The organism is Dapis brunnea BLCC-M229 (assembly GCF_050015995.1).
Classification (GTDB): domain Bacteria; phylum Cyanobacteriota; class Cyanobacteriia; order Cyanobacteriales; family Microcoleaceae; genus Trichodesmium.
The window spans coordinates 1-25,894 of the sequence record NZ_JBNHEP010000138.1; the positions used below are offsets into that span (position 1 = coordinate 1).

General features: G+C 33.1%; 21 protein-coding genes and 1 pseudogene. 19 read left to right on the plus strand and 3 right to left on the minus strand.

Features of this window, described 5'->3' with window-relative positions; all coding sequences use genetic code 11:
- Positions 1-64: 64 nt before the first annotated feature.
- The 14 genes from ACP6PM_RS16230 (at position 65) to ACP6PM_RS16295 (ending at position 15,942) form a co-directional block, all read left to right on the plus strand.
- Positions 65-685 carry a recombinase family protein gene (locus ACP6PM_RS16230; RefSeq protein ID WP_426586361.1) on the plus strand — a complete coding sequence of 207 codons (621 nt, stop codon included), beginning with the start codon at positions 65-67 and terminating at the stop codon, positions 683-685.
- Between the two features lie 381 nt (positions 686-1,066).
- Positions 1,067-2,368, plus strand: a complete 1,302-nt coding sequence (locus ACP6PM_RS16235) for an RNA-guided endonuclease InsQ/TnpB family protein (RefSeq protein WP_426586363.1) — start codon at positions 1,067-1,069, stop codon at positions 2,366-2,368.
- A gap of 3 nt (positions 2,369-2,371) precedes the next feature.
- On the plus strand, positions 2,372-2,734 hold the full coding sequence (locus tag ACP6PM_RS16240; RefSeq protein WP_426586365.1) for a hypothetical protein: 363 nt from the start codon (positions 2,372-2,374) through the stop codon (positions 2,732-2,734).
- A gap of 319 nt (positions 2,735-3,053) precedes the next feature.
- Positions 3,054-4,220 carry a flavin monoamine oxidase family protein gene (locus ACP6PM_RS16245; protein WP_426586367.1) on the plus strand — a complete coding sequence of 389 codons (1,167 nt, stop codon included), beginning with the start codon at positions 3,054-3,056 and terminating at the stop codon, positions 4,218-4,220.
- Positions 4,221-4,377: 157 nt separating this feature from the next.
- On the plus strand, positions 4,378-4,791 hold the full coding sequence (locus ACP6PM_RS16250; protein WP_426586369.1) for an SxtJ family membrane protein: 414 nt from the start codon (positions 4,378-4,380) through the stop codon (positions 4,789-4,791).
- Positions 4,792-4,956: a DUF5989 family protein gene (locus tag ACP6PM_RS16255; protein WP_287528106.1), complete on the plus strand. Its 165-nt coding sequence runs from the start codon at positions 4,792-4,794 to the stop codon at positions 4,954-4,956.
- Positions 4,957-5,858: 902 nt separating this feature from the next.
- Complete coding sequence (locus ACP6PM_RS16260; RefSeq protein ID WP_426586372.1) at positions 5,859-7,061, plus strand: SGNH/GDSL hydrolase family protein; 1,203 nt, start codon at positions 5,859-5,861, stop codon at positions 7,059-7,061.
- Positions 7,062-7,233: 172 nt separating this feature from the next.
- Complete coding sequence (locus ACP6PM_RS16265) at positions 7,234-8,454, plus strand: SGNH/GDSL hydrolase family protein (protein ID WP_426586374.1); 1,221 nt, start codon at positions 7,234-7,236, stop codon at positions 8,452-8,454.
- Positions 8,455-8,634: 180 nt separating this feature from the next.
- Positions 8,635-9,852 carry an SGNH/GDSL hydrolase family protein gene (locus tag ACP6PM_RS16270; RefSeq protein ID WP_426586376.1) on the plus strand — a complete coding sequence of 406 codons (1,218 nt, stop codon included), beginning with the start codon at positions 8,635-8,637 and terminating at the stop codon, positions 9,850-9,852.
- 399 nt (positions 9,853-10,251) lie between these two features.
- Positions 10,252-11,607: a hypothetical protein gene (locus tag ACP6PM_RS16275; protein WP_426586378.1), complete on the plus strand. Its 1,356-nt coding sequence runs from the start codon at positions 10,252-10,254 to the stop codon at positions 11,605-11,607.
- A gap of 708 nt (positions 11,608-12,315) precedes the next feature.
- Positions 12,316-12,498, plus strand: coding sequence for a hypothetical protein (locus ACP6PM_RS16280; protein ID WP_426586380.1), 183 nt, complete (start codon positions 12,316-12,318; stop codon positions 12,496-12,498).
- A 288-nt stretch (positions 12,499-12,786) separates the two neighbouring features.
- Complete coding sequence (locus ACP6PM_RS16285; protein ID WP_426586382.1) at positions 12,787-13,014, plus strand: hypothetical protein; 228 nt, start codon at positions 12,787-12,789, stop codon at positions 13,012-13,014.
- A gap of 45 nt (positions 13,015-13,059) precedes the next feature.
- Complete coding sequence (locus tag ACP6PM_RS16290; protein WP_426586384.1) at positions 13,060-13,386, plus strand: hypothetical protein; 327 nt, start codon at positions 13,060-13,062, stop codon at positions 13,384-13,386.
- A 1,170-nt stretch (positions 13,387-14,556) separates the two neighbouring features.
- Positions 14,557-15,942 (plus strand): hypothetical protein, encoded by a 1,386-nt coding sequence (locus ACP6PM_RS16295; RefSeq protein ID WP_426586386.1) that lies wholly within the window; start codon positions 14,557-14,559, stop codon positions 15,940-15,942.
- 763 nt (positions 15,943-16,705) lie between these two features.
- On the opposite strand, the gene ACP6PM_RS16300 is transcribed toward ACP6PM_RS16295, so the two are convergent.
- Complete coding sequence (locus tag ACP6PM_RS16300; RefSeq protein WP_426586388.1) at positions 16,706-17,782, minus strand: hypothetical protein; 1,077 nt, start codon at positions 17,780-17,782, stop codon at positions 16,706-16,708.
- A 1,005-nt stretch (positions 17,783-18,787) separates the two neighbouring features.
- On the opposite strand from ACP6PM_RS16300, the gene ACP6PM_RS16305 reads away from it, so the two are divergent.
- The 5 genes and pseudogenes from ACP6PM_RS16305 to ACP6PM_RS16325 all read left to right on the plus strand — a co-directional run bounded on the left by ACP6PM_RS16305 (position 18,788) and on the right by ACP6PM_RS16325 (position 23,177).
- Complete coding sequence (locus ACP6PM_RS16305; RefSeq protein WP_426586390.1) at positions 18,788-20,599, plus strand: hypothetical protein; 1,812 nt, start codon at positions 18,788-18,790, stop codon at positions 20,597-20,599.
- Positions 20,600-21,031: 432 nt separating this feature from the next.
- Positions 21,032-21,631, plus strand: a pseudogene (locus tag ACP6PM_RS16310) (HalD/BesD family halogenase); the annotation flags it as partial.
- A gap of 28 nt (positions 21,632-21,659) precedes the next feature.
- Positions 21,660-21,815 carry a HalD/BesD family halogenase gene (locus tag ACP6PM_RS16315; protein ID WP_426586392.1) on the plus strand — a complete coding sequence of 52 codons (156 nt, stop codon included), beginning with the start codon at positions 21,660-21,662 and terminating at the stop codon, positions 21,813-21,815.
- Between the two features lie 11 nt (positions 21,816-21,826).
- Positions 21,827-22,765, plus strand: coding sequence for a DMT family transporter (locus ACP6PM_RS16320; protein ID WP_426586394.1), 939 nt, complete (start codon positions 21,827-21,829; stop codon positions 22,763-22,765).
- A gap of 34 nt (positions 22,766-22,799) precedes the next feature.
- Positions 22,800-23,177 carry a hypothetical protein gene (locus ACP6PM_RS16325; protein WP_426586396.1) on the plus strand — a complete coding sequence of 126 codons (378 nt, stop codon included), beginning with the start codon at positions 22,800-22,802 and terminating at the stop codon, positions 23,175-23,177.
- Positions 23,178-23,189: 12 nt separating this feature from the next.
- On the opposite strand, the gene ACP6PM_RS16330 is transcribed toward ACP6PM_RS16325, so the two are convergent.
- Both ACP6PM_RS16330 and ACP6PM_RS16335 read right to left on the minus strand, forming a co-directional pair.
- The gene (locus ACP6PM_RS16330; RefSeq protein ID WP_426586398.1) at positions 23,190-23,756 is read right to left on the minus strand and encodes an alginate O-acetyltransferase AlgX-related protein; all 567 of its coding nucleotides are present in this window, start codon (positions 23,754-23,756) and stop codon (positions 23,190-23,192) included.
- Between the two features lie 63 nt (positions 23,757-23,819).
- Positions 23,820-24,962 (minus strand): SGNH/GDSL hydrolase family protein, encoded by a 1,143-nt coding sequence (locus ACP6PM_RS16335; protein ID WP_426586400.1) that lies wholly within the window; start codon positions 24,960-24,962, stop codon positions 23,820-23,822.
- Positions 24,963-25,894 lie beyond the last annotated feature (932 nt).

The following is a 25,894-nucleotide window of genomic DNA, read 5'->3' on the forward strand; positions in this document are numbered from 1 at the left end:
TTGAAGAGTAGCGATCGCTCAGGTTTTACACAAACGATGCTACCGGACATGATATAATTGGTACATGAGAGTTGCTATTTATTGTCGAGTTTCGACCCATGACCAGTCTTGTTCTCGTCAAGAACGAGATTTAATTGACTATGCCCATAAAGCTGGATATGAGGTGGTAGGAATTTGGAAGGAAACAGTTTCTGGCGTTAAAGAGAAACATCTTGAACGAAATCAAATCATGGAGTTAGCCCGGCATCGTGAGATTGATGCAGTTTTGGTTACTGAGTTAACTCGTTGGGGTCGTAGCACTTTGGATTTGATTCATACTTTACAGGATTTAAGTCACTGGGGAGTTTCTTTGATTGCTCAAACTGGAACTCAGTTTGATTTAGAGACTCCTCAAGGAAAGTTGATTGCCTCAATTATGGCTTCAATTGCTGAATTTGAAAGAGATTTGGTACGAGAGCGAGTTCGTTCGGGTTTGGCTGCTGCTAAAGCTAAGGGAAAAAGGTTAGGTCGAAAACCAGGACAAAGAGTTAAATCCGATCGTCTTGCGCCTAAAGTGTTAAAGATGGTTGAGCTTGGATATTCTTATCGTTATATTGCTTCAGAACTTCATTTGAGTAAGACTACTGTTTCAGACATTGTTAAACGACATCGAATGTGTAAGGAGCAAAAGGATAGTGACAGTTGAAATCATTATTCCACAAAACTTTCGCATCATACGGCACTTTTGTCACAGTTGCTACTCAAACACCTATATTTTTACCCCATCAGCTACAGAGGTCTGAAAGGTATATCTAGAAATAAATACAGCCTTAGCGTGGTTTTCTGTACAGTTGCTACTCAAACCCCTTCCCCAAAAACTTTTTAAACTATGATAATTTTGATAATTAATGTAAGCTTATTTATCATAATGTTAGCAGAAGACCCGCACCAGAATCTTTGATTTGGTGTCGTATGGGAATACTTTTCATCTCGCGCAGCGAAACAAATTTAATATTTTTGTGCTATAATAATAGTATAAGAAAATCCTACACTGTCAAGCTTTAGTGTTAGAAAAAGGTCGAAAAAATTGAAAGCTAGATATAAATATCGCATCTACCCTAATCATGTCCAAATCAAGAAATTTAATCAACTATTTGGATGTTGTAGATACGTTTGGAATCAAAGTTTAGCATATTGTAATCAATTATATTCTAACGGTATTAAAAAGCCTTCATATACTGATTTAACTAAACAATTTATAACACAAGCTAAAAAAGATTTGCTTTGGTTAAAAGAGGTAGCCTCTACTCCATTACAACAATCATTAAAAGACTTAGACCAAGCATATAAAAACTTTTTTAATAGTTGTACTGGTAAAAGGAAAGGAATTAAGGTTCAACCTCCTAAATTTAAAAGTAGAAAGTCAAGACAAACAGCAAGATTTGTAGGAGCTAATTATCAGATTAACCCAGATAAAATCTATCTACCAAAAGTAGGTAAGATCAAAATAGTCTGGTCAAGACCATTAGCTACTCAGCCTACATCTGTAACTATTATTAGAGATTCAGCTAATAGATATTTTGCTAGTTTTGTAGTAGAAACTAATTCGGAATTTCTGCCTAAAACTGATAACTCAATAGGTATAGATTTAGGTATCACCACATTTGCAACATTGAGTAATGGTGAGAAAATATTAGCTCCTAAACCACTCAAACGAAACCTCAAAAAGTTAGCTAAATTTCAAAGAAAGTTTGCCAAAACTGAACCAGGCAGTAAACGTCGTGAAAGACATAGATTAACAATAGCTAAACTCCATGGCAAAATTAAAGATATTCGTACAGACTTCCTTCATAAATTATCAACTGATTTAGTTCGTAAATACGACACTATTGTACTAGAAGATTTGAATGTTTCTGGTTTAATTCGTAATCGTAAACTTGCTAAAGCAATTAGTGATTTAGGTTGGCGACAATTTAGAACTTTAACTGAGGGCAAATGTGAAAAGTATGATAAAGAATTTAGAATCATTAACCGTTGGGAACCCACAAGTCAAAAATGCAGTTGTTGTGGATTTAAAGGTGGTAAAAAGGAATTAAATGTAAGAGAGTGGACCTGCTTAAATTGCGGTACATTTCACGATAGAGATATTAATGCAGCAATAAATATTTTAGAAGTAGTTCAACCGACAACCAAGGTTAAAACTATTGAAACTAAAGTATTAGATAATCCTGTACAACTATCACTTTTCAATGTAGTCGCCGAGGGTCAACCGGAGACTGAACAAAAACGGACATGGAGAAAACGTCAGACTTGCTGTAAAAAGGAAGCAGATTTCAGCGATGTGTCAACCCGCCCTGAGTCATTCGTTCAGCTTAGTCTGTTTGATTGATGGATGGGAATCCCGCGTTGTCTCATAGAGCAACGTCGAGAGGATGTCAAGCAACTCACAATTAATCTCCCAGAGAAACTAACAGAAAAAGTTTATAGTAAATGGGGCGATTTATCTCAAAAAATCATTGATAAGTTAGTTGTAGAAGCTTTTCTAGAAGGACTGATTAATTTTGATGAATTTAAAGAAATATTAGATTTGAATAATGATGATTTAAAAGCTTTTTTAGAAGCAAATATACCCCTTCATAATTCAGGATTATTGAATTTAGCGGGAAGTTGTGCCGACATAGATTTTACAACTAATAATCTAGTAATTTCTGATGAAATGAATAATGATTTAATTAGTTCTGTCAATGAGCAATAATTCTCTAATTTATTTACTAGATACGAATGTTTACATTGTATATCTGAAAAACAAAAACTCTTATGATTTCGTTGTTTTAAGAAGCAAATAGTCTTCAGTGCCTCAAGCATGACAGACTAATTTTTCTCTCCTAACCTTTCAGCAGTTTGACAGACTGACAACTTTGTGATTATCGGAAGGAAAAACAAAAACTATAAGCAGATAAGCGCTCGCTCTACCCTTTGCCGACCTCAACCATTAAGTCCATTGATAAATCTAGTTAGAAATGAATCGACGATTAATACTACAAGGAGTTGCAAATAGCTTACTTTTGAGTTTTTTGCCGTGGCGGGGTGTTCAGGCAAAAAACCAAAAGCTTCTGGGCTACATTCGCACCAATTGGAGTCGTGACCCCTACACATACGGTTCATATTCATACGTCGCAAAGGGTGCTAGGCGGAGTGACATTCGGGCGCTGGAACAGACCATTGACAAAAAGGTCTTTTTTGCTGGTGAAGCGACTTTTCCAAAGTACAACAGTACAGTTCATGCAGCCTACGAATCAGGGCTTCGCGCAGCTGACTCAATTTTGCAAAGTAGTGCCGATAGGATTGCAATTATTGGTGCGGGAATCAGCGGCCTTGCCTCAGCAAATAAACTTGCCAAAAATGATCGAGAAGTTACTGTGTTTGAAGCTCGCGATCGCATTGGTGGACGAATATGGACAGACGACCGACTGGGAATACCATTAGATCTGGGAGCTAGTTGGATTCACGGAACAAATGGAAATCCCCTTATGGATTTGGCAGAAGTGCTAGGTCAGCGGCTTATCCAAACAAAAGGAGATTATATTATTCGAGGACGGGGAGGGCGTAAAATTAGCGAACGCGACGCCCCAAGATGGTTGGAAAATGTCGTTAGTATCCAACACACTGCTGGAGCAAATAAAGATCGGATTGATCGGTGGGCATATCTCTTTCTGAATGATTACGATGGTCCCGATGTCACATTCCTAGATGGATATGCAGGTATTTTGCAAGCTTTCAAGGGTAAGTACAAAATCAAATTGAATACAGTGGTTAAGGAAATCCGGATAACTAAAAAAGGGGCGACACTGGGTTTTGAGAAAATTGATTATCAATCTTTTGATGCTGTTTTAGTCACAGTCCCACTTGGGGTGCTTAAAAAAGGAGATATTAAGTTTGACCCTGCACTGCCCGAAAATAAGCAGCGGGCTATTCATCGACTCGGGATGGGAACTATAGACAAAGTTTATTTATTATTTGAGCAGCCATTCTGGGATCTATCAGCTAGCTGGATAGCAACTCCAGAAAATAATCTTCCTCCGGGGCAGTTTAACCAATGGTTTAATTTTTATCCATATATTAAAGAAGCGATTGTCATGGCTCTCAATGGCGGCCCACCAGCCTTAACCTTATCGCAACTTTCTGACGAAGATGTCGTGCAAAGAGCCTTACAAACTATTTGCACTGCCTATTCAGCTTAGAACCCTTATACTTATTTGTATATCATAGAAATATAGATAGAATTATAAATACCCATTATATTACCTGAGCTTAATAATTATATCCAACCTAGATTGACTTTTGATAACTTTTCTGGTAGGAGTTAAAAGTTAACAAAATATTGATTATGGATAACTAATGAGCGATCGCGAGATACCGAAAATGGATAAGAAGGGTCTCAGAGAGTTTGGTCTAATAGTGGGTGGTGTTTTTGGCGGTTTATTTGGCCTATTACTACCATTACTCCACAGACATTGGCCTCCACCTGCATGGCCTTGGGTAATTGCTACTCCTCTATTGGTATTGGCAATTATTTCACCCCCTACTTTGGAACCTGTTTATAAGTTTTGGATGCGGGTGGGAATTTTCCTGAGTAAAATAATGACTCCTCTATGGATGGGGTTAGTATTTTATCTTGTAGTTATGCCGATGGGTTTGATTATGCGAATGTTTAAAAAAGACCCTATGGAGCGACAATTGAATACTGAAACTTCAACTTATCGGGTGATGAGTCAATTAAAAAGTAGAGAAAGTATGGAGCGACCTTTTTAAATGTTTGAAGGAATATTAGATTTTCTCAAAGACCTTTGGGGTTTTATGGGAGAGCGGAAAAAATATTGGTTATTGCCTTTGATTATTACTTTGGTTTTGTTAGGAGCTTTGATTATTCTGAGTCAATCTTCTGTAATTGCTCCATTTATTTATACTTTGTTTTAATCTGGCTATGCTGGCAGAAGAAAGGAAGAGGTTTTTTTGTTTAATCTTGCTGTACTTCTCTTCCTTGACTTCTAGTCCCAATACTCGGAAATAAAAAGTTAAAAGTCTTATACTAATTACCAGGTATTAATACTATACTTAGGTGAAACTTCAATTATTAAGTAATTAACACGAAGTGAATAATCTTTTTGATAATTATTAACCACCTAATGTGTTAATTATTTACTTTTTTACTTCTTCCCCACTCCCCTACTCCTTCACTCCCCTATTCCCCTACTCAAGAAAATGTAGAAAAGTTTTTGAGAAATAGTATTAATTGGTAAGGCTTTTAGGATTTTGTAAATGATGGCTTATTTACACTATGCTGCAGTGGCAGTTTAGAAGTTTTCTGGTAAAGATTAATTTTTCATTGTTGATTTATTAGCTATTAGTCAATACCTCAGTAAAAGTATCTTGGAAAGTGAATGAAAAAAACAAATAACAGAGCCCTTAATCAGAAAAATATTCGCTTTAGGTAGTAGGTGAAATTAATAATTATTAGTAGTGGTATGTCAAGATTGAAATGTTCGGTAGTGGGAGCATCCTGCTCCCTTTGTGAGTGAGACGCTGATACCATTTCTTTATGAAGCTGCACTGAGAGCTAATTTATCAAGATGATAGTAAAGGAAGCATGGTTTTGTCATTGCAAGGCGACAGTCGAGAAGTCGGGTTTATTTATCTATATTAAATATTTATTGTATGTTCCTAATAAACCCGACTTCTGAGAGTTGAAACTTTACTTAGGTAAATATTAAAACACTAAAGAAAAATTTGAAAGTTGGGTTTATCCTGCGGATAAGCTCCGCTAACCTTTCCTCAACCCAACCTACATAATTAAAGAAAAAAAAATTCTCGCTGAAAGAATGAAAAAGTTAAAAGCTTTGGCAGTAAATCTCACTATGATTTTTGCCAGTTTATCTGTAGGAATAGCGATCGCTGAAGTAGGAGTAAGAATTGCTGGTTTGGAGGGATTAAAAAAAATGCCGGAAAGTACCCATGCAGAATTTTATCCCACATTTCATACTATTCCTCATCCGGTTAGAGGTTGGGAATATAAAGCAAATGTTTCTGGTTGGTGGACGAATGAAGGAAAGGCTTATTTAGAGTTTAATAGTCATGGTCTTAGAGGACCGGAAATTACTAAAGCAAAACCAGAAAATACTCTAAGAATTGCTGTACTTGGAGATTCTTTTACTTCGGCAGTGCAGGTTTCTTATCAGCAAACTTTTGTGGCAGTAATGCAGAAAGAATTGGGAAAATGTACTAATTTAGAAAGTCAAAAAGTAGAGGTAATTAATTTTGGAGTTGATGGTTATGGAACTGCTCAACAATTATTAACTCTCCGAGAAAAAGTTTGGGATTTTCAGCCGGATATTGTGCTTTTAGCTTTTTTTATAGGCAATGATGTTACGGATAATTCTCGAAAGTTAGAAAATAATTATTATCGACCTTTTTTTATCTATAAAAATGGTAAGTTAGAATTAGATTTATCTTTTAGACAGCTAACTATTAGTCAAGCAAACCGCTACATGATTACCACAGTCGATAAATTACCAACTTGGCTAGTAAATAATGTTAGAATTTTGCAAATCATCAAAAAAGTAGAGGCAGACCAAAGGAAGAAAAATGCTGCAAGACACTTTGAAAATTTACAAGCCAATAATTTTAGAGAACCACCAAATTCTGCTTGGCAAGAAGCTTGGAAAATTACAGATGAACTAATCGGAATTATGGCAAAAGAAGTACAAGAAAAAGGTGCAGAATTTAAAGTAGCGACAGTGATGACTGCCATGCAAATTCATCCCAATAAAGAATGGGGAGAAGAATATATGAAAATTATGGATATTCAAGACTGGTCATATCCGACAAAAAGACTGCAAAATTTAGGAGAAATTCATAATTTTTCTGTAATTGATTTAGTCAAACCTTTTGATAAGTATGTTCAGGAAAATCCAGTTTGTTTTCATGGGTTTAAAAATACGGCAATGTGTACGGGTCATTGGAATGCTACAGGACATAAATTAGCAGGAGAAATTATTGCTAAAAATTTATGCCAAGGATTATAGAAATTTACTCTTGTAAACAATTTTTAACTTCTTATTGAGAGTAGGAGTAGGGGAGTGTGGGAAGTTTGGGGAGTGTGGGGAGAAACTACAACCGGAGGGGTTGAATTGAATGTTCCCCATCTTCCCTACTACCTGAAACTATCAATTTATTAACAAACAAATCTCCAATATAATGAAAAAACTAAATAATTTAGCCATCAATTTAGGATTAACATTAGGTACATTAATATTTACTTTTACAGTGGGTGAAATAGGATTAAGAATAGCAGGAATTGAGCATCCAGCACCAAGAATGGATGCAGATGAAAATCCTCTCCATACTTTCAAAGATATATACAGAGGTTGGGCCGGAAAACCTAATGGCAAAGGGTTGTGGAAGGAAGAAGGTATCCCTTCCGAAATAAAAATGAATAGTGCAGGATTTCGTGATTATGAACGGAGTAAAAATAAACCAGAAAATGGATTAAGAATTGCTTTATTAGGAGACTCTTATACAGAAGCACTTCAGGTAAAATTAGAAGATACCTATGGTGCAATAATGGAGAAAAAATTACAACAATGCCCTGTGTTAAAAAACCGAAAAGTAGAAGTAATGAATTTTGGCGTAAGTGGTTATAGCACAGCTCAAGAATTAATGACTTTAAGACATCATGTTTGGGATTATAAACCAGATTTAGTCATATTAGCTTTTTATGCAGGTAACGATCTTAGTAGCAATTCTCCTAATTTAGAACACGACCATTTACGCCCTTATTTTGTTTACAAAGACGGGCAACTTGTGGCAGATATGTCATTCCGCAATTTAAAATTTTGGCAGAGAAACCGTTATGCTTTTTCTCTGGTAGATTTCTTGCCATATTGGTTAATACGAAATTCCCGAATTTTACAGTTAATTAGAAAAGTAGATATTGATGCTAAACGCCGTCAGTATAACAAAGATTATAATGCAATTAATATAGATTTTTATAAAGAACCAAAACCAAATTCTGATTGGGAAGAAGCTTGGGAAGTAACTGAGGGTTTGATTAAGTTGATGCGAGATGAAGTATATGAAAAAAAAGCAGATTTTATGCTGATAACAGTCAGTCATTCTTCTCAAGTGCTGCCTGATATTCAACAGCGCGATAATTTGAAAAAATCTTTGAATGTACCAAATTTATTTTACCCAGATATTAGACTGAAAAATTTTGGGAAAGAGGAAAATATACCAGTCTATAATTTAGCTGGACCTATTTGGGATGACGCTAGAAAAACAGGTAAATGTTTACATGGTTTTGATAATGCACTTCCCTGTGGAGGTCATTGGAATGTAGAAGGTCATAAATTAGTAGGAGAAATAATGTCAAATTATTTGTGCGAAAGATATACTGTTTTACTAGGTAAAAAAGGCTGAATGAAAAGCACCTAAATTTATTTTTGGAATAATAAAATTCCCAGAATTGTTTACTTTTCGGTTACTATATACAGCAGATTTCATCAAGGGTGAGGTACAGCTGTTGCAGGCAAGATGCCCGCGCTCCAATATTTATTCTCAATATTAAAAATAATCTCTTGCTCAACTAACCTCAATATAATGAAAAAACTAAATAATTTAGCCATCAATTTAGGACTAACAGTAAGTACATTAATATTTAGCATTGCAGTAGGTGAAATAGGTTTAAGAATAGCAAAAATAGAAACTCCACCACCACCAAGAGAAGACTCTAATCAAGAACTTTTATACACAGCAAAAGACCCCTATCGAGGTTGGTCAGGAAATCCTAACGGCAAATCATTTTGGACAGGAGAAGGTATACCTTCCGAAATAAAAATGAATAGTGGAGGATTTCGGGATTATGAACGGAGTAAAACTAAACTAGAAAATGGATTAAGAATTGCTTTATTAGGAGATTCTTTTACAGAAGCAATTCATGTCAAATTAGAAGATACTTATGGTGCAATCATAGAGCAAAATTTACAACAATGTCCTGTCTTAAAAGACCGGAAAGTTGAGGTAATGAATTTTGGCGTACAAGGCTATGGAACAGCACAACAATTAATGACTTTAAGACATCATGTTTGGAATTATGCGCCAGATTTAGTCATATTAGCTTTTTATTCTGGTAACGACCTTCGTAATAATTCTCGTACTTTAGAACACGACCATTTACGCCCCTATTTTATTTATCAAGATGGTCAACTTGTGGCAGATTTGTCATTCCGAGATTTGAAATTTTGGCAGAGAGACCGTTATAATTTTTCCCTAGTAGATTCCTTGCCATTTTGGTTAGTACAAAATTCGAGAATTTTACAGCTAATTAGAAAAGTTGATATTAATACTAAACGTCGTCAGTTTGAAAAAGATTATAGTGAAATTAATCTTGCTTTTTACAAGGAACCAAAACCAAATTCTGACTGGGAAGAAACTTGGGAAGTAACTGAGGGTTTAATCAAACTAATGAGAGATGAAGTCTATGAGAAAGGAGCAGAATTTATGATAATAACAGCTAGTGATTCTTATCAAGTCTTACCCGATACTCAAAAGCGTGATGGATTTAGAAAATCTTTGAATGTGCCCAATTTATTCTATCCAGATATCAGATTAAAAAATTTTGGTAAGGAGGAAAATATACCAGTATATAATTTAGCCGGACCTATTTGGGATGAAGCAAAAAAAACAGGTAAATGTTTGCATGGTTTTGATAATGCAGTTCCCTGTGGAGGTCATTGGAATATAGAAGGTCATAAATTGGTAGGAGAAATAATGGCAAATTATCTGTGTGAGCGATATACTAATCGACTAAGTAAATAAAGTTAAAAGTAACGGGCAAAAGCAAAACTCTCTAAATTTATCGGGACTTACGCATTTTTAAGTTTTAAGCACTACATATCTATAACGTTATAGGTTTTAAAGGCTATATATATTGTCTCTGCGTAAGTCCTGTTTATTTCGAGGGTTTGTTAACAATGCTTTAGATGCAGATATTTTGTATCTAATTTTTTTTTGCTCCCTCAGAATGAATATACAGCAGATTCCACCAGATGTGAGGTACACCCATAGCGGGTAAGATGTCCGGACTTGCATTCATTTAATTGTTAATATTTGTACTTCATATACGACGGAATCTGCTGTATTTACTTGCAACTATTTTTTCAACGACAATCAATCATAACAAAGTGTAATTAGGGGAAATAAAAATTCAGCAATGCCATGAAAAATTTAAAATGGTTGCAGGGAATTAGAACAGGATTCAGCGTACTTACTATTAATTTAGTTTTAGCATTTGTTGGTTTAGAAGCTGTATCACTAGGATTTTATTATGCTGAGGAAGATAAACTATTTTATACGAGAAAAAATACTACTTCCAAAGTGCGGGAAGAGTTGGAAAAAGGAGGAACTAGACTTGGAACCGATTTAAATAATCAATCAATATTAGAGAGAATTCATCCGTTTTTTGGCTATGTACTTAAAGCAGGTTCCTTTACCAATGAAGAATTAGGAGTAAGGGTTAATAATTATGGTCTTATATCTGAGTATAATTATCCTTTTGCTAAAACAAATAAAAATCAGTTTATTATTGGTGTATTTGGCGGTTCAGTAGCAAATAATTTTGCTGTTAATCTTAGTGTGAATCAATCTAGAGGAAATCAAGAGTTTATTAACAGCTTAAAAACTATACCCGATTTAGCAGATAAAGAAATAATTATTCTCTGTTTTGCTGGTGGGGGTTACAAACAACCACAACAATTATTGATGTTAAATTACTTTCTTTCCATCGGTCAAGAATTTGATATGGTAATTAATATCGATGGCTTTAATGAAGTCGCACTATCTCACCAAAATAATCTGAAAAAAATAGAGTTATCTTTGCCAAGTATTCAGCATATTTTACCTTTAACACGATTAGCTAGTGATGATTTGTCCGTAATGAAGGCGATAGTGGAAATTAGCGAACTGAAAAATAATTTATCAACTGCTATTAATAAGTTGGAAAGTTGTAAATTAGCAATGTGTCATGGTTTAAGAAGTTTACAACTAAAAGGATTACTAGATCGCTATCAAAAAGAAATTCTTAAATACGATGAACAAGTCGCCAGAAATTCTAGCAAAATTGATGGCAGTGACAGTTTAGTATATTTGAATAAAATTCCAGAAGTATTAGAAGATGAAATTGCGTTTGATAAAATTGGCAAAAATTGGTATGAATCATCCCTAGCAATGAGTCAAATTCTAGCCAAGAGAAATATATGGTATTTTCACTTTATTCAGCCCAATCAATATTATCCTACAGAAAGAGTCTATAGCCCAGAAGAAAAAATTTTTATCATCGAAGATCATCCTTATGCTATAGGAGTTAGAAAAGGTTATCCAGTATTACTTTCTCAAATTAATAGCTTAAAAGAAGCTAGGGTTAATATTTTTAATGGTGTGAATATTTTTGATCGGGAAAAAGAAATAGTTTATCGAGATGCTTGCTGCCATTATAATTTTCTGGGAGACACAATTTTAGAAAATTATATTGCTAATTCTATTAAAAATGTTATGGAAAAGAAAGATGGAAAATGATTTAGGTAGAGAAAATGAATGGGTAAGTAAATGGAGAAGGTAGATGGCAAAATGTGACTGGAGTGACCAGGAGTTTCTCTGAGTGAAAAATTTTCCACCCTCGACAAAATAACAGAGAAAATCTGAGAAAGCTAGAAGGAAAGTTTGGTTAAAAGTCTGATGATTAAGTGGAGAAAATTCAGGAGTAAATGGAAAAGGTAGATGGCAAAATGTGACTGGAGTGACCAGGAGTTTCTCTAAGTAAAAATTTTTCCATCCTCGAAAAAATAGCAGAGAAAATCTGAGAAAGCTAGAAGGAAAGTTTGGTTAAAAGTCTGATGATTAAGTGGAGAAAATTCAGGAGTAAATGGAAAAGGTAGATGGCAAAATGTGACTGGAGTGACCAGGAGTTTCTCTAAGTAAAAATTTTTCCATCCTCGGCAAAATGCCAGAAAAAATCTGAGTCGGAGCAAGGCGGACTTTGATTAAAAGTCTGATGGAAAATCAAAATGTCTGATCAGTTAAGTAGAGAAAATAAACGGGTGAGAAAATTCAGGAGTAAATGGAAAAGATAGATGGCAAAATGTGACTGGAGTAACCAGGAGTTTCTCTGAGTGAAAATTTTTCCATCCTCGGCAAAATAACAGAGAAAATCTGAGAAAGCTAAAAGGAAAATTGGATTAAAAGTCTGATAGAAAAGTAAAGTGGAAAATTAGTTCAGCATAAAAAATGAAAAGGCAACAAAATTTAGTAGTAAATCTAGGAATAACAATAGGTACATTTATATTTGTTGTAATAGTGGGAGAAATAGGATTAAGAATAGCAAAAATTGAACATCCTCCATCACCAAGAACAGATGAAAAATCAGAAAGTAAGTCTCTATATACTAGCAAAGATCCGAATCGAGGTTAGTCAGGAAATCGTAGTGCCAAAGCATTTTGGACAGAAGAAGTTATAACTTCTGAATTGAAAATGAATAGTGGGGGTTTTCAGGATTATGAACGGAGTAGAACCAAACCAGAAAATGGATTGATAATTGCTTTATTATGAGATTCTTGTACAGAATAAATTCATGTCAAATTAGAAGATACTTATGGTGCAATAATGGAGGAAAAATTACAACAATGTTCTGTCTTAAAAGACCGAAAAGTGGAGGTAATGAATTTTGGCGTACAAGGTTATGGAACAGCCCAATAATTAATGATTTTCAGACATCATGTTTGGGATTCTGGACCAGATTTAGTCATATTAGCTTTTTATGCAGCTAATGATATTCGGAATAATTATCGCCCTCTAGAGCGCAACTACTTAAGACCTTATTTTGTCTATAAAAATGGTCAGTTAGAATCAGATATGTCATTCCGTACTATGAAATCTTGGGCAAGAGGTCGTTGTCTTTTTTCAATGGTTGATATATTACCAATTTAGTTGGTGGGAAATTCCAGAATTTTACAGCTAATCATAAAAGTTGATATGGAAGCTAAACCAGGTAAGTTTTTAGATGAAAAAGGTAAAACTTTGATTTCTTTTTATCGAGAACCTCAATTAAATTATGACTGGGATAAAGCTTGGCAAGTAACGGAAGGTTTGATTCTCTTAATGAGAGATGAAGTATATGAAAAGGGAGTAGATTTTATGATTATAGCAATTAGCGAGTCTCATCAAGTACATCCCGATTTAGAATATCGTGAAAAATTTAAAAATAATCATAATTTGTCAGATTTATACTATCCAGATCCGAGGATAGAAGAATTTGGTAAACAAGAGAATATTCCCGTGTATATTTTAGCCAGACCTTGAGGATAAAAAGCAGAAAAAATAGGCAAGTGTTTATATAGGTTTGATAATGCGGAACCTTGTGGAGGTCATTGGAATATAGAAGGTCATAAATTTGTATGAGAAATCATATCAAATTATTTATGTGATAAGTATAAATTGGAAAGGTATGTTCAATAATTAATAATTAACAATTAACAATTAATAATTACCTCTTCTGTAATAGAAGGATTGGGTTAAAAGAAATTTTTTTCTTATCTTAGTCGATTGGATATGCCGAGGAAACCTCGCCATCCCTCGACCGCTCTCTTGGAGAGGCTTTATACCTTAATTTTTCGGTAACTCTAAATTGATTGGTAAAATTTTCCCAATATAGAAAATAATTACAAAGATACGGAGTTTCTCAATGAAAATTCGCGATCTGAAATAATCAGGGTAAGAAACCAAATTTGTGGGTTGGGGTACATAAGTTCTAATACATAAAAAATCTGAAACTTTTTTCCTTTGTTATAGCAAATTAAAAAAAGGTAGTTGTTTATGAATCTATGATTTATGCCTATAAGGTTTCTCGCTCTTAGTGAGATACATAACTTTTAGATGTTAGGGAGTAGAGAGTAGAGAGAGGAGAAAAAAATACTGTACTTCATTAAGGCTGAGAACTGTTATATTATATAACCCAAGACTTAAGACTTATCCCATAAATTGTCAAAAATCAACCTTTTTTCCTATACTTTTATTTCCCTATTCCCTGTTCCCTATGCCATGACTGTAGTAATATTTTATGAAATTAGTATTATTGAATTTCCAGATATTTTTTAAATAACCAGGTTAAAGACTATTACAGCAGATTCGGTGATTAATGTGGTACAACTGACGGGGTAAATATTTTTTGCTTGTTCCCTATCCTCCGACTCGTCTTCCCTAGGACCTACGGAGGTTACATGCAACGTCCCTACCTCCAACCTCCGACCTAAAACCATCAATATATGTACTTCCAGAGAGTAGGAAACTGCTGTATATAATCATAAAAATTCCTCATCGGATAACTCTTAGGATAAATAGAACATCAGTCAGAAATACTATGTATTTCTGCTGGAGCAAAACTGAAAAAATATCTAAATTACTTGCTATAAAATTGCCATGAAAAACTTGAGTATTTTGAAAAAACCCTCAGAACTATGGAAAATCGTTTTGATGAATATAATTTTCTTATTTGTATTTTTAGAATTAGGTTCTCTGGGTTGGTATTTTTTCAAATATAAGCAATTTTTCTACACCAGAGAAAAAGTAGCAGAAAATAATCAAGGAGAAGAACTAGAAAATCAAGAAGAAAATAAAAATGGAAATCTTAATACCAATACAAATCCGATGGGAATCAACTTAGCAGGAATTAGGTTAGAAAATTCTGTAATAGAAAGAATTCATCCTTACTTTGGCTATGTGCAAAAACCAGGACCAGATTTTCGAGAAGGTTTTAAATATAATGCGGCTGGTTTTATTTCTCCTTATGATTATCCTTATCACAAGAAGAATGATAATCAATATATAATCGGAGTCTTTGGTGGTTCCGTTGCATCGAACTATTCAATATATGAAATTCAGAATCAAATCTTAGAAAAGAAATTAAAACAAATTCCAGAATTTAAAGATAAGGATTTTATTATCTTGTCTTTTGCAACAGGAGGCTATAAGCAACCACAACAACTAATATTATTGAACTACTTTCTTTCCATCGGTCAAGAATTTGATATGCTGATCAATATAGATGGGTTTAATGAGGTAATTTTGGCAAAAGCAAACAACAAAAATAATATTGATATTATGATGCCAAGTACCAACCATGTAGTACCATTAACTAATATAGCTAATAATAGCCTCTCGACAAAATCTATTAAAGCCATGTTAAAAATTAATGACAGTAAAGATAAATTGAAAGACGCTTTAGAAACCTTAGAAAAATGTCAAGTAGCTTACTGTTATGCTCTAACATCAATCTATGTGCAAAATCTAGCAACAACCTATCGCAAAAATGTCAAGCTTTTTGATAAGGAAAGAAAAAAAGCAGCTCAACAAGCTGCTGGAGAAACAGAGGCTAGTATTGTTTATTTCTATGCACAAAACCCAGAACTAGAAGAATCAGAATTATATGAAACTATGGCCGAACATTGGAAAAAAGCCTCAATAATGATGCAGCAAATTGCAGCCAATAATAACATTTTATATTTTCATATTTTACAACCAAATCAATATTATCCTACTAATAGAATATACAGTGAAGCAGAAAAGAAAATTGCTTTTGACTCTGATAGTCCTTTTAGAGAAGCAACAGAGTTAGGATATCCAGTGCTTTTTGGTAAGATAGATGATTTAAAACAGAATGGGGTGAATTTTTTGAATGGTGTGAAAATTTTAGATGATGCCAAAGAAATAGTTTATATAGATAGTTGTTGCCATTATACTGAAGTTGGAGAAAATATTTTGTCTGAATTTGTAGCTAATTCAATTTTTAACTTCCTGGGCAAGAAACAAGAAAAAAAGGAAATCAGGGATAAGACTCAAAATAAAATTATAAGTAGGTAAGTAAGTCAACTTAATTATTGGTAAGATGGGTAGACCAAAGCAAAACTTATCAATGAGTTGTTAATGTTGGGTTGCTCCTACGGATAAACGGAGCGAACATCCTTCAACCCAAACTACATTTTTTACCTTTAATTAGGTGGAGTTACTTAGGCACTTAATTAAATGCAAAATAGAATGTAACAACTCAATTCCAAAACCATTCTGACTCCTGACTCCTCCTCTTGAAAATTAACTTTATTTATGATAATTAGTATGTAATATCATGTCCAGTTCAGTAGTAAGTAGGTGAACAAATTTAAAGAATATAGGATGTTTTTCTACCTTAAAGTAGTAAAGCAGAATTAATTTTAAATTTTAGGCTGAGGTTAAGTAGGTAAACAAAATTATTTTTACAGTATTCAGTGGTTCATAAAGTACAGTAGCACTAGCTTTTTAAATGATTTTTTAAGTATGGAAGTAAGGTTTGATTTTTGTTGAGCCAATCTACTATAATCACTGTACCACACTTACATTGAATAGTCTGTATATCTATCAATGCTTAAGTGTGTAAGTATATTTTTTTCCCTGTTCTCTAGTCATATCAAGTCTCATTAATTAGCCATAATAAAAATGCTATTCTTTTTCAATCAAAAATATCTTAAATATCTACCTGTTCCCAATCATCTCTATTTCTTACAACATTTATTCATAGGTATTCAGATAGACATGATCTTATAAATATAAAATCAAGTTTCTACAGATAATTACTTTGAATCCGATAAATTTATTTATCTACTGAAAAAAATTGCTGAGACAGATACTTATCTATTACTTCTGCTGCTAATCTATTGCCAGCAATATTCCAATGAATATCGTTAGGTTTGTATAGAGCAGTTTGAGAACCTAAAGTCACAAATTCTTCCAAAATATCAAGATGATAAATATAATATTTATCCATTTTTTGAGATAGTAATTTATTGGGTTGTCGGAAATCAAATTTTTCTGGAGAAGAATTGTAACTAGCAACTACTTTATCCCTTAAATTTTTAATTACTTGTACCTCATCAGGCATTAAGACTACTACTAAAGTAATATTTTGGCGATCGCAGATTTCTTTGATTTTTAATAAGTCGCTAAAAGCATCATCAAAATGTTCTGAAAAATCTGTTTTTTCCTGATTTTTGATAAAAATATAACTTCTCTTTTTTGCCTCTTGTAGATGAAAGTCATCTGGTACAGTAGGCAAGCCTTCTCGATATTCAATGCCATGATGATAGAGGTTGCCTTCAAACTTACTATTTACCTTAATCAGAAAATCAAAGAAAGATAAAACGTAAGAATATTGAACTTTTAGTAACCTCCTATCTTGTTGTGATTTATAGTTATCAGAAAAGTCATTACCAATATAAAAAGACAGCAAAAGCATATCAGGATTTAACTCTAATCCTTCATTGACAAATAGGGATAAATAATCTTTCGGTCCAATCGCAATTATTCCCATATTAATTAATTCTATAGGTTGCTGACTATCCCGATTAAGTTTAGACTCCAATAGAGTTAAAAAGTTGTGTTTATAAGGTACGCCACTATAAGCAAAAGAATCACCTATGCCAATAATTCTATATGTACCTTCTGCTTTTTGTTTGGTAAATTCGACATCTTTAAATCCTCTAGAATTTAACTGAAAATCATAATCTGTAGAAAATGGTTTTCCTCGCCAGCGATTATAAGATGAGGGGTCATAAAACATAAATGAAGGATTAATTTTGTGATAAATTCTGAATGCAATTTCTGTTAAACCAAAAGTTATTAAAGAAATAATTACTGTTTTACGGAGTAGAGAAAAAATATTTTTCATCATTACATTAAGTTTTCAAGAATCAACCTTTTAACCAGATTTAGGAAAGTTAGCCTAGATTACTAATCACTGAGACGTTAATATAACATATATAGCAATCGGGAATCAGATGTGAGAATTGAGGTGTTCCTTAAAAGTATAGAATATAGCAGTTATCATATTCATATATATTCGTTTTTTTCTTCTTCTCTGTTCCCTGTTGCCTGGTCTGTATTCCCTGAAATAATCCAATATATGACAAGTTAAATCATATTGATATAACTGTCAGTTATTAGCTTTTTAAGTAGGTAGACATAATTATTTTTATATCTAAATTTTCTATTGTCTGTTAACTACTTCTACCATCAATTAAATTAATTTTGCACATGACTTATTTTTTCTATAGCAATCTTTATCTTAGGGTTAGTTGCTGTATTTAATATACAGAAAAATATCTATAAATCTAGTTTCGATATATAGGCATAAAATTACTCACCAAAATCATTTATAAAAAGTCCGTGAGTTTGGCTAAATCCCAATCTTATCCTCTGTTCCATTTTCCCTAAAATCTTTATTGATACAAATCTAAGAGGATTCCTATAGTTGACAATCATAAAGTAGATATATATTATGATATGGATTAAATTTTAGCAATTAATTTAACCAAAAAAATTTACCGTATAATTAATATCCTATTCGGATAATCAGTTATAAATAGAATCTTCTTGTAGAAGCAATTCATAAATTACCCCTACTCGCCACCCTGTTCCCTCTTATAGGAGTACAAAAAAAGTGTTAGAACATTGATAAAATTAAAATCTTTTACCTACAAAGTTTTGACTTGAGCTGATAACGTAATTCCTTTGTCAGGAGCCTAACTATTTGCGTTTCGCTGCGCGACATGAATGCGTAGTATCCCGTAAGGAAGCATTCCGGCACGGAAATGCTGAAAGCTATACCTATTATTTATAACTATTCAACCGAAAATTATACAAGACAAATTTTCCAAATATAATCTACAACAAAAATATGCCAAAAAATAATTATGAATTAAATTATAAGTTAATTGTAGGCATCAGTTTATGTCTAGCAATAATTCCAGCTATAGTTTTAGGGATTCTAATTCTGAAATATAGTGTAAATGTGCCAATTCAAGACCAATGGCAAATCTCTGCTATCTTTGAAAAATTTCATCAAGGAACTCTATCTTTTAATGATTTAATAGCACAACATAATGAAAGTAGAAAATTTTTTCCTAGACTAATTTTTCTAACCCTAGCATTTCTAAGCAAATGGAATATTAGATATGAAATTTTAGTCGCATTTTTACTTGCCTGTATAGTTTCTGTAAATATTTATCTATTAAATAGATTAACAATAGCTGGGTCTCATATCAAAGGTCTAACTATAGCATTAGTATCTAATATATTTATCTTTTCTGCTGTTCAATATGAAAATTGGTTATGGGGTATTCAAATAGTTGTTTTTACTCCTATAGTCTGCATTACCTCCTGTATATTAATTGCTTATTCAAGACTAAATAATCTAGCCAAAATTTTTATTTGTATGGTCTTATCAACCATAAGCACTTTTTCTTATGCTAATGGCTTATTAGCCTGGTTAATAGTCTTACCAGTGCTAGTTTTAGTACAACTAAAATCTTGGTCAGATATTAGGAAAAACATAATTTTATATCTACTTTGGATAATTGGATTTATAGCCAATATAACCTTTTACTTCCATGATTATCAAAAGCCATTATCTCACCCTAGTCCATTAGAATCACTTCAATATCCATATCAAACCTTCCAATATTTTCTAGCATTTTTAGGTAGCTCTCTAGGAGTTGGTAGTAGTATACAACCCCTAAATAATTCAATTATTCTTGGTGCAGTAATTATTATTCTATTTATTGGTTTATGTTCTTATGTAATATGGCATATTAAAGACTATGAATTGCGGCATCAAACTATTGGCTGGATTATGCTTGGTTTTTATGCAGTTATTAGTGCCTTAGTTACATCTGCTGGTAGAGTAACACTTGGTATAGAACAGGCTCTTTCATCAAGATATACAACATTTTCAACATATATTATTATCTCCATAATTCATTTAATGATAATTGTGGGAGAAGATGCTATTAAAAAATATTCTTTTTTAATTAATAGAAGCTTATTCTCGAAAATTATTTGCTGGTTTCTTGGCATAATAACAGTTATCCAAGTACACAACTTAACCTATAGTGTAGACAAGATGAAGTCATGGAAACAAAATTTTTTGAAATATAAAGGTTGTTTACTCCTAATTGATTTCACTCACGATAACTGTCAAAATCTGATTGATCCTTACTATTTTGAATATATAAAAGAACGGGCTAATTACTTAACAGAAATAGGTTTTTTAGAGCCTGGGTTAATTGCAACTAATCGCATTCCAGATTTAGTAGATACCAATAACAGTAGACAAATAGAAGGTATTTTTGAGAAGCTAGAATTTATTGGCGAGAATAACTTATTAGCGACTGGTTGGGCAATATTTACTGATACAAATTTACCCGTAGATACTATAGTTCTCAGTTATGATAATTGGCAAGGTGAACCTATTGTTTCTGCTGTGGCAGATATGACAATGCCCAGACTTAACCTTGTCAAAGAATTGAAGAGTCAAAAATACTTAAAATCGGGATGGCAAAAAGTATTATCTACTCATAAGTTTCCCCAAGGAAATATTAATGTCAAGGCTTGGGCATTAGATACAAAAACAACTAAATTTTATCAAATTCCCGGTACTTATGTAGTTAATAAAAATGGTGAAAATCTTACTGTTTTATCAGGTAATTAAATAAGTAAGATGAATATAGCTAGCTAACAGAAACTTAAAATAGAATGACAAGATAACCCCACGAACAATTTGCCAAACAATACCTCAAAGAATTACTTTCACGTTTTGGTAAAGTAGAAATTAGTCTAGACGTGACTGGGGAAATTATATCAAATTCAAAAAAAGCAGTTACATCTTAAATTTGTGACTTCTTCTTACAAGAAAAAATATAAATTCGATAAATTCTAAAAATCAAACATTTTTTCCTGTTTTTTATTATGTTTTTATTTATCCAAAATTCATCATCAGTTTATGTCCTAGAATTTATAGCAGATTATCTCAAAAATTAGCTTGGCCAGCTATTTATTCCCACATCATTAGTAAATTGATTATGGGAGTAAATAGCGATTATTTCAGATTTTTCAACTTTACTTATTTAAGGAAATCAGCACTATGCAAGTCTCTGTTAATACAAATAGTATAGAGCCTTTGATTAATGAGTTTATTTTGAATGATGAATATAAAGAAGTTAGGCGGTTAGGTGAGTTACAGCGCCAATTCATAGAAACACAATATGCGTACTTACCTAATCTATTTACCCCTAAAGTTTTCTCTTTACTAAAATCAGAAGTTGAGTGGTTAAAGCAGTTTACGCTAGCTAGAAACTATGAGCCAGATGGCCCTGGTACGTCTCGGAATATGAGAACCTTTGGAGGAGTCCGACTGTTCGAGGAGTCTGCTGTTTTTAGCACTCTCTATGTTCACCATGAAATTTGGACACTACTGAGTAAAATCGTTGATGCACCCATTTACCATAGTATCGAAAAACAAGATATCATTGGTTTAAATTGTCTGGTGGATGAGGGAAACACTCATGGTTGGCATCTGGATGAAGGTGAATTTATCTTGATTATGATATTTGAGGCTCCTGATGATGGTAGAGGAGGAACAGTTGAATTTATTCCCAATTGGGAGTTTTATGCTGAAAAATTCAATTTTGAGAAAAATCAACCTATTCAGGACTATGTACAAAAGTGTAGTGAAGAGAATTTAGTGTATAAACATTACCATGCTCCGGGAGATGCTTACTTACTTATTGAGAGGAGATCGGACTCTACATCAAGTGACGCCGCTGCAACAAAAGGGAGATCGACGCTCGGTTGTTGGTATGGAATATACTGAAACCCCCAAAGCTATATCAAAAGGTCGAGTAACAGGATTATATGATGGTTATTAAGGAAGCTCATAGTGTCAACAAAAGAATCTCCAATCTGGGCAGTTACCTTGTTAGTAGTTGCTGTTATTACCCTATCATTTGCCCCAATTCTGACTCGCATTACTGAAAATGAATTAGGTCCTTATGCAACAGTATTTAATCGCTTTTGGATTACAAGTCTAGCTTTAATCCTGGTGAATGGTATTAAAATACTTTGGGATAAGCAGAGCGATCGCTCATCTACTAATTTTCAAGAGACTTATACTCTCAAGGATTTTTTCTATTTATTCCTTGGTGCTATTGTAGATACAGCTTGCCTGGTAACTTGGGCTTGGTCTTTGACAAAAACAACCGTTGCTAACTCTAATCTCCTCCACAATATGACTCCTATATTTGCTGTTTTGGGTGGGTGGTTACTGTTAAGTCAATCTTTTGGTAGTCGCTTTTTAATAGGTACAATTCTAGCTCTAGGAGGAAGTTTAATAATTGGTTTTCAAGATTTTCACCTAGCTAAAAATACATTGATAGGAGACAGCATTGCATTAGTTTCTGCCATTTTCTACGCTGGGGCAATTTTGGTAACAGAGCATCTCCGAGTTAAATTTAAAACAACCACAATTTTAATATGGAATAGCTGTTTGAGCTGCCTATTCTTGTTACCATTTACATTGCTATTTGAAGATAGACTATTACCAGTTTCCCTTTCTGGATGGTTGGCTGTTATTAGTTTAGGGATTTTGTGTAGCTTAATTGGAGTAGGTGCATTATATTATAGTTTAAAACAATTTTCATCTGGGTTTGTCTCTCTAATTATGTTGCTAGAACCTGTTATTGCTGCATTCTTAGCTTGGGCAATTTTTGCAGAAGAATTGAGTTTATTAAATGGGTTGACGTTTGTATTAGTATTATCGGGAATTTATTTGGCTAAATCAGAGCGGGTAGAAGATGGATTGGAGGATTACTCTAAGTGATATTAGGTCGCATTAGTTATTAAGGAAACTTATAGTGTTAACTAAAGAATCTCCAATTTGGTCAATTACCTTCTTAGGAATTCCTATTATTACCCTATCTTTTTCCCCAATTATGACTCGTATTGCTGAAAATGAGTTAGGTCCTTATGCAACAATATTTAATCGCTTTTGGATTACCAGTTTAGCTTTAATTCTGGGAAATGGTATTAAAATACTTTGGAATAAGCAGAGCGATCGCTTATCTACTAATGTTCAAGAGACCTATACTTTCAAAGATTTTTTCTACTTATTTCTTAATACGATTCTAGGTACAGCTTGTTTAGTAATTTGGGCTTGGTCTTTGACAAAAACAACCGTTGCTAACTCTAATCTCCTCCACAATAAAACCGAAAAATTGAACGGGAAAATTTAATCTGAGTTAATTCTACTCTTCTTGATTTAGGGAGAGGGGTTTTCCAAAAAAAAACTTATCTATATCTTTAACTAAATAATTGAATAAAATATCGGCAGCTAACAAATTTCCAGCACTATTCCAATGGGGTTCTCTCAGTAAGTATAGAGGACGGTTATTTTGTTCGATTTTAAATTTATTTAACATATCTATATAAGGAATGCTATTAGCTGCTAAAAATTTCCTCAAAATTTCTTGTTGACAAGTCAAATTATAAGACTCTGGTTTTAAATCGTCGTACTCAGCAAAAATTTCATTTAATAACTCGTCATTAACTTGATATTCGTCTGGATAAATAGCCACTACAAATTCAATATTCCGAGATTTTAGTAATTTTTGCATCTCTAGAATACTCTGAAAAATATAGTTGATATTCTCATCCCGCTTACCGTCAAGTAAATCCTTAATTTTGCAAAACTTCAGACGACTTTTTTCTACCCGTAGAAAAGCCTTATTTGATAAAATTCCCGGAGATTTTTCCCTTTCAATAATTGGAGATGAGGCTAAATTTAAACTAGCAATTCGAGAACTACTAGGCAACTTGGCAGAATCCTGTTTAGCCTTTTAATGAATCCTCAAAACATAAAAATTGAACGGGAAAATTTAGTCGGAGTTAATTCTATCCTTCTCCATGTAGGGAGAGGGGTTTTCCCAAAAAAATTTATCTGTATCTTTAACTAAATAATTGAATAAAATATCGGCAGCTAATAAATTTCCAGCACTATTCCAATGGGGTTCCCTCAGTAAGTATAAAGGACGGTTATTTTGTTCGATTTGAAATCTCTCCAACATATCTATATAAGGAATGCCATTAGCTGCTAAAAATTTTCTCAAAATTTCTTGCTGACAAGTCAAATTATAAGACTCTCGTTTTAAATCATCGTATTCAGCAAAAATTTCATTTAATAATTCATCATTAACTTGATATTCGTCGGGATAAATAGCCACTAAAAATTCAATATTCTGAGATTTTAGTAATTTTTGCATCTCTAGAATACTCTGAAAAATATAGTTGATATTCTCATCCCGCTTACCTTCAAGTAAATCTTTAATCTTGCAAAATTTAAGCCGACTTTTTTCCACCCGTAGAAAAGCTTTCTTAGATAAAATACCCGGAGATTTTTCCCTGTCAATAATTGGAGCTGATGCTAAATTTAAACTAGCAATTACAGAACTATTTAGCAACTTGGCAGAATCCTGTTTAGCCTTTTGTAATTCTTGGTAAACTTTATATTTTTGCTGTAAAAACATTAGTAATCTAGACTTACCAATAATCGGATAACCAAAAATAATTAATTCGTCTTTCTTATCTATATCTATATATATACCATTGACAATAATTCGTTTCCTTTCTGGGTCGGCATCCCGAAAATCATTACCAGCAAAAAAGCCTAATACTACTAAGTCTGGATTATATTGTAATCCGTACTTTTTCAACATAGCTAATTGTTCGCTAGTATGAGTTCCTGGATAGCCAACATTAATTACTTCAACCTGACTTTTACCATAATAATTATCAAACTTTTTCTCTAACAAAGCCGTATAATTTCCCTCTTTTCCACCCGCCCAATTAAAAGAGTCACTGACAACTAGCAAGCGAAATTTATTCTGGTCTTTTTGTAAAGGATAATCTCGGTCGTTGAAGCCAAATTGATTATTACCATTAATATAAGGTCCCACTCGAAAGCCTAAATCTGGGTCGTACTGATATAGCCCTTTAAATAGGTATGGTTCAAAAATAATCATCAAAATTTCTACCAATAACAGCGGTATAATTATCCAGGTAAATGTTAATAAAAGAAATGTATTTATTTTTTTTGAGTTAATTAGTCTGAGATATTTTGATAACATGATGAAAACTCTGTTTTGAATCTAAAATAATATCATTAGGCAAAAAAAATCTTACAAGTAGTATTAGTAAGGAAGAAGGAAGAAGGAAGAAGAAATATAAGAGCTATTCAGTGAATATAAATTTTCTTAAGGTATGACAATTCAATCAAGTCGAGATTTTTTTAAGAACTCACATGATAGGGAGCTGAGGTAATTCAACTTGTAAGGAATAAGGAAGAAGAAAGAAGGAAGAAGAAATATAAGAGATATTCAGTGAATATAAATTTTCTTAAGGTATGACAATTCAATCAAGTCGAGATTTTTTTTAAGAACTCACATGATAGGGAGCTGAGGCAATTCAACTTGTGTAGATAATAAAATCTTGATTCCTAAATAAATCCTTACTTAATTCATATATTTATCAGAAAGAAATAACAATAACTTTAGGAGTATGAATACTGATACCCCCACGCCTACAGGGTGATACCAATTCCCATGCATTAATGCTATACTTAGGTAACACTTCAGTTATTAAGTAATTAATACAGGTATAATCACTTTTTTGCTTATTTTTAGTAAGTTAATGTTAATTATTCATATTTTTACTTTTCTGTACTCCCGTTGCATGCAACGTCCCTAATCCCCGTCCTGGGAGGGGTTAGGGGTGGGTCCCCTGCTAAATAAAATGTAGAAAAGTTTTTGAGAAATGGTATGATTTTAATCTCTGGCCTTATTCAAGCTTTCAGATTTAGTTGCTCAACAAGTTTCTTAATACTTATTTGACAAACAGTATCTCAGAGATTGTTTGTAAAGGAAATATAAAAAGGAGATAGGGAACAGGGAACAGG

Coding starts and splice junctions, on each gene's coding strand:
- ACP6PM_RS16290 (WP_426586384.1), top strand. CDS start 13,060: ATGGAAGCTAAACCAGGTAAGTTTTTAGATGAAAAAGGTAAAACTTTG.
- ACP6PM_RS16240 (WP_426586365.1), top strand. CDS start 2,372: ATGGGAATCCCGCGTTGTCTCATAGAGCAACGTCGAGAGGATGTCAAG.
- ACP6PM_RS16335 (WP_426586400.1), bottom strand. CDS start 24,962: ATGATTATTTTTGAACCATACCTATTTAAAGGGCTATATCAGTACGAC.
- ACP6PM_RS16275 (WP_426586378.1), top strand. CDS start 10,252: ATGAAAAATTTAAAATGGTTGCAGGGAATTAGAACAGGATTCAGCGTA.
- ACP6PM_RS16250 (WP_426586369.1), top strand. CDS start 4,378: ATGAGCGATCGCGAGATACCGAAAATGGATAAGAAGGGTCTCAGAGAG.
- ACP6PM_RS16315 (WP_426586392.1), top strand. CDS start 21,660: ATGCTTACTTACTTATTGAGAGGAGATCGGACTCTACATCAAGTGACG.
- ACP6PM_RS16305 (WP_426586390.1), top strand. CDS start 18,788: ATGCCAAAAAATAATTATGAATTAAATTATAAGTTAATTGTAGGCATC.
- ACP6PM_RS16285 (WP_426586382.1), top strand. CDS start 12,787: ATGATTTTCAGACATCATGTTTGGGATTCTGGACCAGATTTAGTCATA.
- ACP6PM_RS16255 (WP_287528106.1), top strand. CDS start 4,792: ATGTTTGAAGGAATATTAGATTTTCTCAAAGACCTTTGGGGTTTTATG.
- ACP6PM_RS16270 (WP_426586376.1), top strand. CDS start 8,635: ATGAAAAAACTAAATAATTTAGCCATCAATTTAGGACTAACAGTAAGT.
- ACP6PM_RS16280 (WP_426586380.1), top strand. CDS start 12,316: ATGAAAAGGCAACAAAATTTAGTAGTAAATCTAGGAATAACAATAGGT.
- ACP6PM_RS16265 (WP_426586374.1), top strand. CDS start 7,234: ATGAAAAAACTAAATAATTTAGCCATCAATTTAGGATTAACATTAGGT.
- ACP6PM_RS16295 (WP_426586386.1), top strand. CDS start 14,557: ATGAATATAATTTTCTTATTTGTATTTTTAGAATTAGGTTCTCTGGGT.
- ACP6PM_RS16230 (WP_426586361.1), top strand. CDS start 65: ATGAGAGTTGCTATTTATTGTCGAGTTTCGACCCATGACCAGTCTTGT.
- ACP6PM_RS16300 (WP_426586388.1), bottom strand. CDS start 17,782: ATGATGAAAAATATTTTTTCTCTACTCCGTAAAACAGTAATTATTTCT.
- ACP6PM_RS16260 (WP_426586372.1), top strand. CDS start 5,859: ATGAAAAAGTTAAAAGCTTTGGCAGTAAATCTCACTATGATTTTTGCC.